The 17177-nt window shown below is 44.5% G+C and carries 15 protein-coding genes; 14 read left to right on the plus strand and 1 reads right to left on the minus strand.

The genetic code is table 11. From position 1 onward, the window contains the following. Window positions 1-48 precede the first annotated feature (48 nt). From AC3ANL_RS00785 to pyrG, 5 genes are all read left to right on the plus strand, one after another. Complete coding sequence (locus tag AC3ANL_RS00785; RefSeq protein ID WP_488327394.1) at window positions 49-705, plus strand: TetR/AcrR family transcriptional regulator; 657 nt, start codon at window positions 49-51, stop codon at window positions 703-705. A 159-nt stretch (window positions 706-864) separates the two neighbouring features. Next, complete coding sequence (gene icmF, locus AC3ANL_RS00790) at window positions 865-4113, plus strand: fused isobutyryl-CoA mutase/GTPase IcmF (protein ID WP_488327395.1); 3249 nt, start codon at window positions 865-867, stop codon at window positions 4111-4113. Between the two features lie 523 nt (window positions 4114-4636). After that, entirely contained in the window at window positions 4637-4846 is a 210-nt protein-coding gene (locus AC3ANL_RS00795; RefSeq protein WP_488327396.1) for a hypothetical protein, read from the plus strand. Between the two features lie 108 nt (window positions 4847-4954). Next, a complete protein-coding gene (gene rpoE, locus AC3ANL_RS00800; RefSeq protein WP_488327397.1) occupies window positions 4955-5533 on the plus strand; it encodes a DNA-directed RNA polymerase subunit delta in 579 nt (192 codons plus the stop codon). 336 nt (window positions 5534-5869) lie between these two features. Beyond that, a complete protein-coding gene (pyrG, locus tag AC3ANL_RS00805) occupies window positions 5870-7465 on the plus strand; it encodes a CTP synthase (RefSeq protein ID WP_488327398.1) in 1596 nt (531 codons plus the stop codon). Window positions 7466-7890: 425 nt separating this feature from the next. On the opposite strand, the gene AC3ANL_RS00810 is transcribed toward pyrG, so the two are convergent. Beyond that, window positions 7891-8433, minus strand: a complete 543-nt coding sequence (locus AC3ANL_RS00810; protein ID WP_488327399.1) for a DUF2529 domain-containing protein — start codon at window positions 8431-8433, stop codon at window positions 7891-7893. 194 nt (window positions 8434-8627) lie between these two features. Between AC3ANL_RS00810 and AC3ANL_RS00815 the strand changes: the two genes are divergently transcribed. The 9 genes from AC3ANL_RS00815 (at window position 8628) to AC3ANL_RS00855 (ending at window position 17158) form a co-directional block, all read left to right on the plus strand. Then, entirely contained in the window at window positions 8628-8999 is a 372-nt protein-coding gene (locus tag AC3ANL_RS00815; protein WP_488327400.1) for a response regulator, read from the plus strand. Window positions 9000-9260: 261 nt separating this feature from the next. Then, window positions 9261-10115 (plus strand): class II fructose-bisphosphate aldolase, encoded by an 855-nt coding sequence (locus tag AC3ANL_RS00820; RefSeq protein WP_488327401.1) that lies wholly within the window; start codon window positions 9261-9263, stop codon window positions 10113-10115. A gap of 158 nt (window positions 10116-10273) precedes the next feature. Beyond that, window positions 10274-10924, plus strand: a complete 651-nt coding sequence (gene fsa, locus AC3ANL_RS00825) for a fructose-6-phosphate aldolase (RefSeq protein ID WP_488327402.1) — start codon at window positions 10274-10276, stop codon at window positions 10922-10924. 275 nt (window positions 10925-11199) lie between these two features. Then, window positions 11200-12486, plus strand: a complete 1287-nt coding sequence (murA, locus tag AC3ANL_RS00830; RefSeq protein ID WP_488327403.1) for a UDP-N-acetylglucosamine 1-carboxyvinyltransferase — start codon at window positions 11200-11202, stop codon at window positions 12484-12486. A 77-nt stretch (window positions 12487-12563) separates the two neighbouring features. Further along, on the plus strand, window positions 12564-13526 hold the full coding sequence (glpX, locus tag AC3ANL_RS00835) for a class II fructose-bisphosphatase (RefSeq protein ID WP_488327404.1): 963 nt from the start codon (window positions 12564-12566) through the stop codon (window positions 13524-13526). Window positions 13527-13948: 422 nt separating this feature from the next. After that, window positions 13949-15211: a transcription termination factor Rho gene (gene rho / locus AC3ANL_RS00840; RefSeq protein WP_488327405.1), complete on the plus strand. Its 1263-nt coding sequence runs from the start codon at window positions 13949-13951 to the stop codon at window positions 15209-15211. Between the two features lie 220 nt (window positions 15212-15431). Beyond that, on the plus strand, window positions 15432-15644 hold the full coding sequence (rpmE, locus tag AC3ANL_RS00845; RefSeq protein ID WP_488327406.1) for a 50S ribosomal protein L31: 213 nt from the start codon (window positions 15432-15434) through the stop codon (window positions 15642-15644). Window positions 15645-15799: 155 nt separating this feature from the next. Continuing rightward, window positions 15800-16399, plus strand: a complete 600-nt coding sequence (locus tag AC3ANL_RS00850) for a thymidine kinase (protein ID WP_488327407.1) — start codon at window positions 15800-15802, stop codon at window positions 16397-16399. A gap of 219 nt (window positions 16400-16618) precedes the next feature. Then, window positions 16619-17158: a hypothetical protein gene (locus AC3ANL_RS00855; protein WP_488327408.1), complete on the plus strand. Its 540-nt coding sequence runs from the start codon at window positions 16619-16621 to the stop codon at window positions 17156-17158. Window positions 17159-17177: the final 19 nt, after the last annotated feature.

The following is a 17177-nucleotide window of genomic DNA, read 5'->3' on the forward strand; positions in this document are numbered from 1 at the left end:
AAGGCGGTAATCAGCGATCGCCTAATTCGAACAAAGGCGGATGAAGGGATGAAAAAGAGGGAAGTTCAGGCCTCGGTCAAGGATGAACGCCTCGTCCAAAAAAGGCGTGACCAAATGATCAAAGGGGCCGTAGCGCTTTTTAAACAAAAGGGGTTTCATCGGACAACGACGAGGGAGATTGCCCATGCAGCCGGCTTTAGCATTGGTACACTATATGAATACATTCGGACAAAGGAAGATGTCCTTTACCTTGTCTGCGACAGCATTTACGACCATGTTAGTGAACGCCTCCAGCAGGATCTGGCGTTAAAAAAGGGGACGATCGACAGTTTGAAGCTCGGAATCGCCAATTTCTTTCAAGTAATGGATGAAATGCAGGCAGAGGTCCTCGTTATGTATCAAGAAGTGAAGTCGCTATCTAAGGATGCGCTTCCGTATGTCCTGAAAAAGGAAATGGAAATGGTCGGAATGTTTGAGGACCTCCTGTCCAGATGTGTCGAGAACGGGGAACTGGCCTTATCAGAAAAACAAGTGACCATTATTGCCCATAACATTTTTGTCCAGGGGCAAATGTGGGGCTTTCGCCGCTGGGCGCTGCGGAAGCTGTTTACCCTTGAAGAATATATCGAGTTGCAAACGGAGCTTATCTTAACGGGGATTCATGGCGGGGGTTCAGCCGCCGTTGCCAACGTTCTGGAACCGTAACCGCGCGAAACTCTGCCACGGGTTCAAGAGCAATGGGAGCAGCATAAAATTTTTGCGTGCCGCTGCTCAAAAATGTTTCGTGAGGCTCTGAAAAGTCCGAAAAACGACTAAACACAGCGAACGGTAAATAAGGTTCATTTTTACAAAAGGGGGAGCACGATGGGGAAATATCAGCCACGGCATCATATCCGATTTGTAACGGCGTCGAGTTTATTTGACGGCCATGATGCTTCGATTAATATTATGAGACGGATTCTTCAGGCAAAGGGGGCGGAGGTGATTCACCTTGGCCATAATCGCTCGGTCGAAGAGGTGGTGAACGCGGCAATCCAAGAGGATGTGCAGGGGATTGCGATTTCATCGTACCAGGGCGGGCACGTTGAGTACTTTAAGTATATGTATGACTTGTTAAAGGAAAAAGGCGCGCCGCATATCCGCATTTACGGCGGCGGCGGCGGGGTCATTATCCCACGCGAATTGGATGAGCTGCATGCTTACGGGATTGCCCGGCTGTTCTCGCCGGAGGACGGGCGGACACTTGGGCTTGATGGCATGATCGAGCTGATGATCCAAGAATGCGACTTTTCCACGGTGATAACCGATGTAACAGAATACATTGAAAAACTGCCAACAGGCGATGTAAATAGCATTGCCAAGCTGATTACCTTAGCAGAGCTTCATGTGGATAAAAGGAACGAGGCTGCGGCGACAGCTGAGCAAGTGCTGGAACAAGTGAAGTCGCTTGAGAAGGGGATTCCGGTCGTCGGGATCACGGGTACGGGCGGTGCTGGAAAGAGCTCGTTAACAGACGAGTTAATCCGCCGCTTTATTAATGAATTTCCGGAGAAAAAGGTTGCGATTTTATCGGTTGACCCGACTAAGCAAAAAACGGGCGGGGCGTTACTTGGCGACCGCATCCGCATGAACGCGATTTTCTCGCCGAATGTGTATATGCGCAGCCTAGCGACACGGGCATCGAAGAATGAATTATCGCTGGCGATTAAGGATGCAGTGGCCGTGACGAAGGCGGCCGGCTTTGACCTTGTTATTGTTGAAACGAGCGGGATTGGTCAAGGCGATGCGGAAATCACGGAAATTTGTGATGTGTCGATGTATGTGATGACGAGCGAATTTGGGGCGCCCTCACAGTTGGAAAAAATCGATATGCTCGATTTTGCTGATTTAATTGTCATCAATAAATTTGAGCGCAAAGGCTCGGAGGATGCAAAGCGCCAGGTGCAAAAGCAATACCAGCGCAATCATATGCTGTTTGAGAAAGAGTTAGAGGAAATGCCAGTGTACGGGACGATTGCCAGTCAGTTTCATGATCCGGGTACGAATGCCTTATTTGCAGCGTTAGTGGAAGTGATCAATGAAAAGACGGGCACGAATTGGGTGACGTCTTTTACAACGGATGCGATTGTGGAAAAGCAAAACGTAATCATTCCAACGGACCGGCGTTATTATTTACGGGAGATATCGGAGACGGTACGCGGTTACCATCGCAAGGCTGAAGCGCAAGCGAATATTGCCCGGAAATTATTTCAGCTTGAAGGGGCGATTGAAGCGGTTAAAGACCAGCCGGAAGTGGTGGCGGCGTTAGAAGTGGTTAAGCGGGAAACGGAGACGCAGCTGACGGCGGAGTCGCAGAAAATCCTTGCTTCATGGGCGGAAACGAAAGCGGCCTATGCCGGCGACCAATTAGTGACCCGTATCCGTGATAAAGAGATTATTACGATTCTGAAATCAACAAGTCTTTCTGGCCTGGATATTCCCAAGGTGGCCTTGCCGAAATATAAGGATTACGGTGAAATTTTAAGATGGGTCTATCAGGAGAATGTGCCGGGGGCGTTCCCGTATACTGCCGGGGTATTCCCATTCAAACGGGAAGGGGAAGATCCAAAACGGCAGTTTGCCGGCGAGGGGACACCAGAACGGACGAATCGCCGCTTCCATTATTTATCGAAAGATGATGATGCCAAACGCTTAAGTACGGCGTTTGATTCGGTTACCTTGTATGGTGAAGACCCGGATTACCGCCCAGATATTTACGGGAAGGTTGGGGAAAGCGGCGTCAGCGTTTGTACGTTAGATGATATGAAAAAATTGTATGATGGCTTTGATTTATGCCATCCGTCGACATCAGTTTCGATGACGATCAATGGCCCGGCGCCGATTATTTTGGCGATGTTCATGAATACCGCGATTGATCAGCAGGTGCAGCGGAAGGAAGCGGAGCTTGGCCGGGTGTTAACGGTGGAGGAATTCGCAGTGGTTCGCGCTTATACACTGCGGACGGTGCGCGGTACGGTCCAGGCGGATATTTTAAAAGAAGACCAGGGGCAAAATACGTGTATATTTTCAACGGAATTTGCGTTACGGATGATGGGGGATATCCAGCAGTATTTTATTGATCATCAAGTACGTAACTATTATTCGGTGTCGATTTCGGGGTATCATATTGCGGAAGCGGGTGCCAACCCGATTTCCCAGCTGGCCTTTACGCTGTCGAATGGCTTTACGTATGTGGAGTATTATTTGAGCCGCGGGATGAAGATTGATGATTTCGCGCCAAATCTCTCGTTCTTTTTCTCAAATGGGTTAGATCCGGAGTACACGGTGATTGGCCGGGTAGCGCGAAGGATTTGGGCAACGGTAATGCGGGATAAGTATGGGGCGAATGAGCGCAGTCAAAAGCTAAAGTACCATGTGCAAACCTCAGGCCGGTCCCTGCATGCCCAGGAAATCGACTTTAATGATATCCGGACGACACTGCAGGCGTTAATGGCTTTGCATGATAACTGTAATTCCCTGCATACGAATGCTTATGATGAGGCGATTACGACGCCAACGGAGGAATCGGTGCGCCGGGCGATGGCGATTCAGATGATTATTACGAAAGAGCATGGGCTGACGAAAAATGAGAATCCGTTGCAGGGTTCGTTTATTGTCGAAGATTTGACGGACTTGGTAGAGGAAGCGGTATTACAGGAGTTTGAACGCTTGAATGATCGCGGCGGGGTGCTTGGGGCGATGGAAACTCAGTATCAGCGCGGCAAGATTCAGGATGAATCGATGTACTACGAGATGAAGAAGCATACGGGCGAATTGCCGATTATCGGCGTGAATACGTATTTGAATCCGAATCCACCTTCGCTGGAAGAGGTGAATAATATGGAACTGGCCCGGGCCACGACAGAAGAGAAGGAACTGCAAATTCATAATTTGCGCGCCTTCTGGGATGCGCACACTGCAGAGAGTACGGACGCCTTGAACCGGCTAAAGGAAGCTGCAGTGAACAATGGCAACATCTTCGCCGAACTCATGGAAACAGTCAAAGTCGCCAGCCTCGGCCAAATCACAAGAGCACTATACGAAGTCGGCGGGCAATACCGGAGGAATATGTAACACGAAAATAGTATAAAGGGTGTCAGGCACCATGTGAAATTTTCACATGGTGCCTGACACCTATCTTATTATATAAAAATTTATAAGTTTTGGCTTTGAGAATTGTCCAGCTCCAGCGCCCTAGCGGCTAGTGTCCTTCGCTCTCCGCCCTACGATAAGTCAACATCGAATGCGCCTCCGGCTCTTCGTGTTTCCTTTATCGCGTTTAACGGGCAGTAGTTTCTCAACTGCCCGTAAGAACCCGATCGGCTCAACTAACAATCAGCGAGAAGGACGTTCGCTGATTGAAGTTTCACCTTATCTCAGTTGGAGCGCTCCATAAGGAAGGCTTCGGCAGCATAGGCATCGCACGAAGGAAAAGCGATAGCTTTTCCGAGGAGGCCATACGCCGCTGACCAGGGCGCTTCCGCTTTTCTTAATTTATGGTAAAATTATTTTTGCGAATGATAGGAAATTAATCTTGTATCTTATATAATCGAACTAGCATTCAAACTTCTATGAGTTTACGGGCGGGTGTGTATGGATGAAGGGTAGTCTTATAATCATTATTTTACTTATATTTGCCTGGCCATTAAACTATCTTTATCAACGGCAGCTGGGTGCAGTCTCGTTTTTGCTGCTGGCGATTTTCTTTCTCTTTATTTCGATTAAGGAAATAAAAAAGCTTAAGAAAGAGACGGAGCGTCACAACGATCAATTATCAAAGGAAAAAATCAAGAGAAACAATAACTAGAACTAGCATAAACCGGAAGAATTTGTTTATAATGAAGAATATGCAAATTGGGAGAAATGCACTCTTGCTAGTTTTGAGAGTGTTGAATAGAGAAAGGAAGTGCCAATAGTGAGTTTAGCACAGTACTCAAAAGAGGAATTGAAAGAGTTATCCCTCATCGAAATGGCTTTTGAATATTTAAAAAATAGTAAGCAGCCAATCTCATTTCATGAATTAGTCAATGAGATTAAAGCCGCCTCTGGAATATCAGACAAAGAAATCAAATCTCGCCTGGCACAATTTTATACTGACATCAACATAGATGGCCGCTTTTTATCATTAGGAGATAACCGTTGGGGACTTCGCGTTTGGTATCCAGTGGATACAGCAGAAGAAGAAGTTGTCACCGTGGTTAAACCGAAGAAGAAAAAGGCGAAAAAGGTTGTTGAAGAAGAAGATTTCGATGAAATTGATGAAATCGAGGATGAGGATTATGACGATCTCGATGATTTTGTCGATGAAGACGATCTTTTAGACGATGATGACGATGAAGATGAGGATATTGATCTAGATGAAGATATTTTGGATGATGACGATGTCCTGGAAGACGATGAAGAATTCGAGCTTGATGAAGACGAAGTTCTGGATGAAGAGCTTGAAGAAGAAGAAGAAGAATTCGACGACGAGGAAGAAGAAGAAAAATTGTAATCCTCTTTTTTTCTAGTGGAACAGGCCAGAGGGCTTATGGAAGGGTTGCTTAAATGGAGATTGATCGCCATGTCCATTTGATCTTCTATTGGCAAAACAGCTTGACTTTTATCGTGAGCCCCTGTATTATCTTTTTTGGGCTCCTTTTAAAAGGACGAATCAATATTACTTATATGCGCTCCCTTGCCATAGCGAGATGGAGCGCTTTTATTTTATTAAAAACTCCTCCCTATTAAGGAGTTTTTTCGTTTTTGGAGATCAAATGAAATTATTTTTCGAAAAAATATCCTTAAACAACCTGAATAATGTACAAACTGTAATCAAGGGGGAATACTTATGACAAAGTATATTTTTGTAACCGGTGGGGTTGTGTCTTCACTCGGAAAAGGGATTACCGCTGCCTCTTTAGGCCGCTTATTAAAAAATCGAGGGTTAAATGTAACGATTCAAAAATTCGATCCATACATTAACGTCGACCCAGGAACGATGAGTCCTTATCAACATGGTGAAGTATTCGTGACCGATGATGGCGCGGAAACAGATTTGGACCTTGGCCACTATGAGCGTTTTATTGACATCAATTTAAACAAGTACTCTAACGTAACAACAGGAAAAATCTATTCCACTGTGCTGCGTAAAGAGCGCCGCGGCGACTATTTAGGTGCGACGGTCCAGGTTATTCCGCACATTACCAATGAAATTAAGGAGCGTTGCTTCCGTGCTGGTAAAGAAACGAATGCCGATGTGGTCATTACCGAAATTGGCGGAACCGTTGGGGACATCGAATCATTGCCATTCTTAGAAGCTATTCGTCAAATCAAAAGTGATATTGGCAGTGACAATGTCATGTACATTCATTGTACGCTCATCCCGTACATAAAAGCGGCGGGTGAAATGAAGACAAAGCCAACCCAGCACAGTGTGAAAGAGCTCCGCAGTCTTGGAATTCAACCAAATATCATCGTCGTACGGACGGAAATGCCAGTTTCCCAGGACATGAAGGATAAAATTGCCTTGTTCTGTGATATCGATGCCAAAGCCGTTATTGAATGTATGGATGCCGATACGCTTTACTCGATTCCGCTTGCCCTTCAAGAGCAAAACATGGATCAAATTGTCTGTGACCATCTGAAATTAGTGACGAAGGAAGCCGATATGACGGAGTGGAAGGTATTGCTTGACCGCGTCGTCAACCTTTCTGGCAAAACGCGCATTGGCCTTGTCGGCAAATATGTGGAATTGCAGGATGCTTACATTTCCGTTGTTGAAGCGTTGAAGCATGCAGGCTATGCGTTTGATACCGATGTTGAAATTAAGTGGATAAATTCGGAAGAGGTTACGCGTGAAAACGTAGCGGAGCTGCTCGATGATGTGGATGGAGTTCTTGTCCCAGGCGGGTTTGGCGACCGCGGCATTGAAGGGAAAATTGAAGCGACTCGCTATGCGCGTGAGCAGAAGAAGCCATTCCTAGGTATTTGTTTAGGGATGCAGCTGGCTACGATTGAATATGCCCGCAACGTGCTTGGCTATACGGATGCTCATTCATCTGAATTTTTGCCTGACACTACCCATCCGATCATTGATTTACTTCCAGAGCAAAAGGATGTGGAGGACTTAGGCGGTACATTACGCTTAGGCCTATACCCTTGCCGTCTTGTGGAAGGAACAAAAGCATTTGCTGCCTATGAGGATGAAGTGGTTTATGAGCGCCATCGTCACCGTTATGAGTTTAATAACCACTATCGTCAAGAAATGGAAGCTGCTGGCTTTACATTCTCTGGTACAAGCCCTGACGGTCGTTTAGTGGAAATCATTGAGCTGCAGGACCACCCATGGTTCGTAGCATCTCAGTTCCATCCGGAATTTGTGTCAAGACCAAATCGGCCCCAGCCATTATTCCGTGATTTTGTTCGAGCTACAATTGAAAAATAAACAAATGACCAGTTCCCTAGTTAATGAAGGGGAACTGGTTTTTTTATAAGAAAAGCGGAAGTGCCCTGGTCAGCGGCGTATGGCCTCCTCGGAAAAGCTATCGCTTTTCCTTCGTGCGATGCCTATGCTGCCGAAGCCTTCCTTATGGAGCGCTCCAACTGAGATAAGGTGAAACTTCAATCAGCGAACGTCCTTCTCGCTGATTGTTAGTTGAGCCGATCGGGTTCTTACGGGCAGTTGAGAAACTACTGCCCGTTAAACGCGATAAAGGAAACACGAAGAGCCGAAGGGCGATTCGATGTTGACTTATCGTAGGGCGGAGAGCGAAGGACACTAGCCGCTAGGGCACTGTAGCTGGACAATTCTCGAAGTCAAAACTTACAAATTCTGATATTACAAAAAAAACAGGGCGATTTAACCCTGTTTTATTCCGCATATTCCCCCAAAATCTCATCAATGGTAAATTTCAAGCCATGGTAAACAAATAACGCGGCCATCGCACTTGGATAACCATACCGGTTACCGAAATCATCAGGGAGCAGGGCTTTTGTCAGCCGAAGATCAATATGAACATCCGCTAATTCAGCCAAATCCTCCTCATCGTTAGAAGACGACTCCATCACCGTTGACACGGCTACAAAGGGAATCATGTTATCGCGCAGCAAACCAGCTAGTTTAACAGCCGCCTCATCGCGGGAAGTTTGTGTGAAAATCAGCACACGGTCAGCCACGCTTAGCTTTGCCGCATCAGTCGAATCTGCCAGCAGCTTTGCCCCAGGGAAAGGCTCGGCCCCGTTTAACGCCTCACATTCTACTGCCTTCATTTCCTTCGTTCCAAAAAGATAGATCGAGCCATCGCCAACAGGCGCCTGTGCGAGCAAACGGGCCCCGTCCTCAAAAGCGAATTCCTCTTTTTCATCTATTTTTTTAAAAACTCCTGTTAATTGGGTAGTAAACATTTTTAACATAGTAACCCTCCTTATACCCTACCTATTATAAGCTTTTTCTCGAAATGAAAAAAATAAATGCGAATTTCCACAATATAACACTATATTAGTAAAAAAACAGGCAGGATATTCTCTTCTCCAGGTAGAAATAAAGTATTACAGGATCGTATGTATTAGTATAGTCAAGTTAACAAACCAAGGAAGAGGTGGAGGAAATGAAAGAGAAAATTTTAATCGTTGACGATCAGTTTGGTATTCGAATTTTATTAAATGAGGTATTTCAAAAAGAAGGATATCAAACATTCCAGGCAGCAAATGGAATCCAAGCATTAGACATAGTCACCAAGCATGACCCAGACCTTGTATTGCTTGATATGAAAATTCCAGGGATGGATGGAATCGAAATCTTAAAACGAATGAAAGTCATCGACCCAGATATACGCGTCATCATCATGACCGCCTATGGTGAATTGGATATGATTCAAGAAGCCAAGGACCTTGGTGCCATTACTCATTTTGCGAAACCTTTTGATATTGATGATATCAGAGCGGCCGTTCGCAAACATATACCGCAGCAGGCAAACTAAATAACATTTTTTGACAACAAAACTTATTAATTTTTTTCAATAAATTGTGCAGCCTTTATATGTTTGCGCTTTCATTATGACAGTTTAAAAAACTGTGGTCGATTAATGGCATTTCCTGTTAGGTTCTGATATGATACATATGAACTTTTTACAGGCTGGATATCCTTTTTGATGTATACATAATCGTCAAAATAGAGGGAAACCTTTTATGGCGCACCTTGATTCGAAATGGATAACAAGCCAATCTAAGGAGGAATAGAAATGCCTTTAGTATCTATGAAAGACATGCTTATTAAAGCGAAAGCGGAAGGCTACGCTGTCGGGCAATTTAATCTAAATAACTTAGAGTTTACGCAAGCAATTCTTCAAGCTGCCGAAGCTGAAAAGTCACCAGTGATCCTTGGTGTGTCTGAAGGCGCAGCACGTTATATGTCAGGCTTCAAAACCGTTGTCAAAATGGTAGAAGGCTTAATGGAAGACTTAAAAATTACTGTACCAGTAGCAATTCATCTTGACCATGGTTCAAGCTTTGATAAATGTAAAGAAGCGATTGATGCAGGCTTCACATCGGTAATGATCGACGCTTCTCACCACCCATTTGAAGAAAATGTTGAAATTACTTCAAAAGTAGTAGAATATGCGCACTCAAAAGGTGTATCTGTGGAAGCCGAATTAGGAACAGTTGGTGGACAAGAAGACGATGTGATCGGCGGAATTCAATACGCTGATGCTAACGAGTGTGTCGAGTTAGTAAAACGCACAGGCATCGATTGCCTTGCTCCTGCATTAGGTTCTGTTCACGGTCCTTACAAAGGCGAACCAAACCTTGGATTCAAAGAAATGGAAGAAATCGGAAGCCTTACAGATATGCCGTTAGTTCTTCACGGTGGAACCGGAATCCCAACAAAGGATATCCAACGTTCTGTTTCACTTGGAACAGCAAAAATCAACGTTAACACAGAAAACCAAATCGCTTCTGCAAAAGCTGTACGTGAAACACTTGCTGCAAAACCAGAAGAATATGATCCACGTAAATATTTAGGCCCTGCTCGCGATGCCATCAAAGAAACCGTAATCGGCAAAATGCGCGAATTCGGTTCATCAGGCAGAGCTTAATTTCAACAGCGAAAACCTGACACAATCAGACAGCCTTGAACCATTTTTGGCTGTTTATGATTAATTATGGTAAAATAAAACCGCCCTTACCACTAAGGGCGGTTTCAATATGTATCTAAAAAACAGAAAATTTAGTCGAAAAATGGAGGCATAAAACGATGAAATTCTTTATTGATACTGCAAACTTGGACGAAATTCGTGAAGTAAATGAACTAGGATTATTAGCTGGTGTAACTACAAACCCGTCACTTGTTGCAAGAGAAAAAGGCGTGTCCTTTCATGAACGCATTAAAGAAATTGCTGCACTAGTTCCAGGCTCAGTAAGTGCTGAAGTGATTGCCCTCGATGCAGAAGGCATGATTCGCGAAGGAAAAGAATTGGCCGCTATTGCACCAAATGTCACCGTTAAAGTGCCAATGACTCCAGACGGCTTAAAGGCATGTCACGCTTTTTCAAAAGAAGGAATCAAAACAAACGTTACCCTTATCTTCAACGCTAACCAAGCACTACTTGCAGCAAGAGCAGGTGCAACCTACGTATCTCCATTCCTAGGCAGACTAGATGATATAGGCCAAAATGGACTTGAGCTAATCTCTACCATCGCCGAAATCTTTGCCGTACATGGAATCGAATCAGAAATTATTGCTGCCTCCATTCGTAACCCTATCCATGTCACAGAAGCAGCGTTAAGAGGCGCTCATATTGCGACCATTCCTTACAATGTATTAATCGGCCTAACCAAGCACCCACTTACCGATAAAGGAATCGAAGGATTCCTAAAAGACTGGAATTCCCGTAACGAAGCCTAACAAAATGCGGTTTTTCCATTTTTGTCCTAATTTTTTTTAATATCCATACATGAAAATGAAATTTTCGTGTAAACTAAAGAATAGACAAACTGTCGGAATTTGACTTTTGGTGTTGGAAAAATATACCTAAAGCCATACTTGATACGAGGATCTTTTTAAAAAATAGCGAAAGCGCGCATATGCAGGCTTTTGAGCCCGGCAACGCGCTTTCGTTTAAAATAAAAGTCCGATCCTATCAACTAAAATCACCAGATGGGCTTAGAAGGGAGTCGAAAATGGAAAAACTTAAAATTGCAGGCGGATACCCATTAAAGGGAACAGTTCGCATCAGTGGAGCCAAAAATAGTGCGGTTGCCTTAATACCTGCTACCATTTTAGCAGAATCACCAGTCACAATTGAGGGCTTGCCGATGATTTCAGACGTCGAAATCTTAAAGGACCTGCTCGAGGAAATTGGCGGGAAGGTTCAGATTACGGATGATGAAATGACCGTTGACCCATCAGCCATGATTAGCATGCCGCTGCCAAATGGCAAGGTAAAAATGCTGCGTGCGTCCTATTATTTAATGGGGGCCATGCTCGGACGGTTTAAAAAGGCGGTTATCGGCCTTCCAGGCGGCTGCCATCTAGGCCCGAGACCAATTGATCAACACATTAAAGGCTTCGAAGCACTCGGTGCTCAAATCACGAACGAGCAAGGTGCGATTTATTTACGTGCCGACGAACTTCGCGGTGCCCGTATTTACCTTGATGTTGTCAGTGTTGGGGCAACGATTAATATTATGCTGGCAGCGGTACGAGCTAAAGGACGGACGATTATTGAAAACGCTGCAAAAGAGCCGGAAATCATTGATGTTGCTACACTGTTAACAAACATGGGAGCAAAAATTAAAGGGGCCGGAACTGATGTTATCCGGATTGATGGTGTCGACACCTTGCACGGCTGCCGTCACACGATCATCCCTGACCGGATTGAAGCCGGGACCTATATGATTCTGGGTGCCGCCGTTGGAGAAGGGGTTTTAATTGATAATGTCATTCCACAGCACTTAGAATCGCTGATTGCGAAGCTTCGTGAAATGGGTGTTCATATCGAATCCGGTAATGACCAAGTGTATGTCGACGGTTCAGCCAATTTGAAAGCCGTTGATATTAAAACGCTAGTCTATCCGGGATTCCCAACCGACCTGCAACAGCCATTTACGACTCTGTTGACAAAAGCCACAGGTTCAAGCGTTGTCACCGATACGATTTACGGTGCTCGGTTTAAACATATAGATGAACTAAGAAGAATGAACGCTAATATTAAGGTGGAAGGGCGATCGGCGATTATTAATGGCCCGATTCAGCTGCAAGGTGCCAAAGTAAAGGCAAGCGACCTCCGGGCAGGTGCAGCACTCTTCATTGCTGGACTCATGGCTGAAGGAATTACCGAGGTAACCGGACTTGAACATATTGACCGCGGCTACAGCAATCTTGTTGAAAAATTAAACGGTCTCGGTGCTACTGCATGGCGGGAAGAACTGACAAAAGAAGAACTAGAGCATCTTAAAAACACATAATGGATGCACTTGAAGGTTGTTCGCGCATAAATACAAAGCTACTTAGATGAGCAAATGAATATAGGAGATGGGGACGGATGGAAAGAAGTTTATCGATGGAACTTGTTCGCGTCACCGAAGCAGCTGCGCTTGCTTCAGCTCGCTGGATGGGACGCGGTAAGAAACCTGAGGCTGACGAAGCTGCGACATCAGCAATGCGGGATGTGTTTGATACCGTTCCAATGAAAGGAACCGTTGTGATCGGCGAAGGAGAAATGGACGAGGCTCCTATGCTTTATATTGGTGAAAAGCTTGGCACAGGCTATGGCCCGCGTGTCGATGTAGCCGTTGATCCGCTCGAAGGAACCAATATCGTCGCATCAGGAGGCTGGAATGCCCTTGCAGTGCTTGCAATTGCCGATCATGGTAATCTGCTCCATGCTCCAGATATGTATATGGAAAAAATTGCTGTTGGTCCAGAGGCAGTTGGACAAGTAGATATTAATGCTTCTGTTTTGGACAACCTTAAAGCGGTTGCTAAAGCAAAAAATAAGGATATCCAAGATGTGGTGGCAACGGTTTTAAATCGTGAACGCCATGAACATATCATTGCCCAGCTACGTGAGGCAGGGGCACGGATTAAACTCATCAACGACGGCGATGTTGCTGGTGCGATTAACACCGCTTTTGATAACACGGGTGTCGACATTCTCTTTGGTTCAGGCGGTGCTCCTGAGGGCGTAATTTCAGCTGTTGCTCTTAAATGTCTGGGTGGAGAAATCATGGGTAAATTATTGCCGCAAAATGATGCTGAGCTTGAACGATGCATTAAAATGGGTTTAGATGTAAGTCGTGTCCTAAGGATGGAAGACCTTGTTAAAGGCGATGACGCTATTTTTGCAGCTACCGGCGTTACAGACGGAGAACTGTTACGCGGCGTCCAATTCAAAGGGGCTTACGGTTCAACACACTCACTTGTTATGCGCGCTAAATCAGGCACCGTCCGCTTCGTCGAAGGCCGCCACAGCCTTAACAAGAAACCAAACCTAGTAATCAAATAATAAAATGTGGTATTAAATCTGGTGTCAGGCACCAATACTAATATGTGTGTAGTGCAAATGGTGTCAGGCACCAACAAGTAGAACGATCATTGCATCAATTTAAACATTGCTATTAGGACTAGATTGTTTATGATCTAGTCTCTGGATGGCAATGCTCCGAATACTCCTAGAGGAAACTTTGAGTAAACTCCTGCCAGAAATTATTTCCAACGAATGAAATATTAAATTTTAGTTGATTAATTTTTTGTACAGAGGGTAAAATAGTAATTGTTTTTAGTATGCATAAATTCTGCAATTCTATTCATTTCTTTTCTACTTCAATTTCAATTCCTCTAATCTCTTAATTTATATCTTACTGAACGATTTCTCGCGAATGAAAAATAAGCGGATTTGATGAAAAAATTTTAAAGAGTGGTGTACACATGGACTTAACAATTTCAAGTTTAGAAAATATGAAGCTGAAGGAACTTTATGAACTTGCCCGCGAGTATAAGGTGACCTATTACAGCAAACTAACAAAAAAAGAATTAATTTTTGCGATTTTAAAATCGCGCGCGGAGCAACAAGGTTACTTTTTCATGGAAGGCGTACTCGAGATTATCCAATCAGAGGGTTTTGGATTTTTACGACCAATTAACTATTCGCCAAGTTCAGAGGATATTTACATCTCAGCTTCGCAAATCCGCCGCTTCGACCTTCGCAATGGAGATAAGGTTTCCGGTAAGGTTCGACCTCCAAAAGAAAATGAACGGTATTATGGATTACTCCACGTTGAAGCCGTTAACGGGGAAGATCCTGAATCAGCGAAAGAGCGCGTCTACTTCCCAGCCTTAACAGCACTCTATCCTAACAGGCAAATGAAGCTTGAAACGGCGCAAAAAAATCTGTCGACCCGGATTATGGATGTAATCGCACCAGTCGGTTTTGGACAACGTGGTTTAATTGTGGCACCTCCTAAAGCAGGTAAAACGATGCTATTAAAAGAAATCGCGAATAGCATCACCACAAATCATCCTGATGTTGAGTTAATTATGCTGCTGATTGATGAACGTCCGGAAGAAGTAACCGATATTGAACGTTCAGTAGCGGGCGATGTTGTCAGCTCAACGTTTGACGAGGTACCGGAAAATCATATTAAAGTGGCAGAGCTTGTCCTTGACCGAGCGATGCGCTTGGTTGAACACAAACGCGATGTGGTTATCCTAATGGATAGCATCACTCGTTTGGCTCGTGCGTATAACTTGGTGATTCCACCAAGTGGACGAACCCTTTCTGGTGGTATTGACCCGGCTGCATTCCACCGTCCGAAGCGTTTCTTCGGGGCTGCTCGTAATATAGAAGAAGGCGGCAGCTTGACGATTCTGGCTACTGCTTTAGTTGATACGGGTTCCCGGATGGATGATGTTATTTATGAAGAATTTAAAGGAACAGGTAATATGGAGCTGCATCTTGACCGTCAACTTGCAGAGCGCCGTATTTTCCCTGCACTTGATATTCGTCGTTCAGGAACACGTAAGGAAGAGCTTCTTATTCCGAAAGATCACTTGGATAAATTATGGGCGATTCGCAAATCCATGTCCGACTCACCTGACTTTGCCGAGCGTTTCTTGAAAAAATTACGACAAACCAAGTCAAATGAAGAATTTTTTACCCAGCTTGGGGAAGAGTTAAAACCAAGGAGATAATAGGGGATTTTGTGGGGGACAAGCCAGATAGAAGGGCTTCAAAGAGTTCCTTTTAAAAAAAAAGAAACCAACAAATCCCAGCTTGCAAAAGTGGGGTTACCTTGTTATAATGGGGACAGTGTCTTTTAAGTAATTCGTGCTTGTTATAAAGACAAGCATTTGAGGGTTCACCTTATATAACTCTGTTTCGAAAGATTCAGGGCGGAAGGAGCTGAAAAGAATGAAAGCAGGAATTCATCCAAATTATAAAACAGTAACGGTGACATGTGCATGTGGTAATACGTTTGAAACTGGTTCTGTTAAAAATGAGATCCGTGTTGAAACATGTTCAGAATGTCATCCATTCTATACTGGTCGTCAAAAATTCGCTGAAGCAGGCGGACGTGTTGACCGTTTCAACAAAAAATACGGCCTTAAGCAACAGCAACAATAATTGCTCAAGAACAGGCAAGAGAACTTTTAACTTGCCTGTTTTTTATTGGAAAAATAAGTTGTTCACATAGATGAAAACACGTCTGACAGGGCGTGCAGCATATAAATACTTAAAAAGATCGTTAGAGGGTTCGTTATAGGGAGGAGACACCGTTTATGTATTTAATGAAGCAAAGCGGATGGGTAGAGGTTATCTGTGGCAGTATGTTTTCTGGGAAATCGGAGGAATTGATTCGTCGTGTTAGACGGGCTCAATTTGCCAAACAACAAATCGCTGTATTTAAGCCGAAGATTGATAATCGCTATAGTGAACATTCTGTAGTCTCCCATAATGGCGCTTCTTTTCATGCAAAGCCGATTTCTCATTCTACCGAGCTGCTGCATCACGTTGAAGCAAATATTGATATTATTGCGATTGATGAGGTTCAGTTTTTTGATGAAGGCATTGTGCGGGTTGTTCAGCAGCTTGCGGACAGCGGCCACCGTGTGATTTGTGCAGGTTTGGATATGGATTTCCGTGGCGAGCCGTTCGGACAGATGCCCGCATTGATGGCAATTGCGGAATCGGTGACGAAGCTTCAGGCAGTATGCACGGTGTGCGGTTCACCATCAAGCCGGACGCAGCGACTCATTGACGGTCGTCCCGCATCCTACCATGACCCCGTCATTTTGGTTGGTGCAGCTGAGGCATATGAGCCCCGCTGCCGTCATCACCACGAAGTCCCAAAAACCGCACCCGTTTCAGCAGCAAAATAAGATGGTGTAAGGGTAATGGTGCCTGACACCGTTGACCATGTTAACATGGTTGTTATTGTCTAGAAGTTATAATTGGTGCCTGGCACCATTACCACTGTCTGAGAGTTGGATTCTCAGGCAGTTTTTTTGTGTGGTTTTTTAGGGGTTTGGTTGTTTTGGAAAGATTTCACTCGCTCAATTGTTGGGTGGACGGGCATGATAGTAATTAGGAGGTGTAGTATGTTGAATAAGTGGATGGTTCTCTCGTTCATCATGTTGTTTGCCGTGACCGGCTGTCAAAATAAAAATAATGCTGGTCAGGAAGCGTATGACTTGCGTAAAGATACAACCGCACCAAATTATATGTCCAATAGTGAGAATGATCAAATTCAAAATGTACCTAAAAATATGGCCAACGGTGGCAATAATGTTGACACGACGGCTGACCGTGGGAAAAACAAACAGCATCAAGTGGAAAATGATATCACCAATCAAAATCCAAACTTCCTTGATCTTAAGGGAACGGGCAGTGGTGGTGAGGCTGGTGCAAACAATCAAGGGAATGATATAAACAAAGCAAAACAAGTCATTGCCGGAACGAAAGAATTTACGACCGATTCGGTTTGGATTAATGGAGATCGAATGTGGGTGTCTGTTTATAAAAAAGGAATGTTTTCGGATCAGCAAAAAAATGATGCAGAAGCACGACTCCATAAGAAATTAATTCAAGCTCTTCCCCGCTACAATATTGAAGTGAAGGTACAGGAAGATCGACGTTAGCATGCTCTGATTTTAGGGC

The sequence above is a fragment of the Neobacillus sp. DHD-1R genome (genome assembly GCF_057747995.1).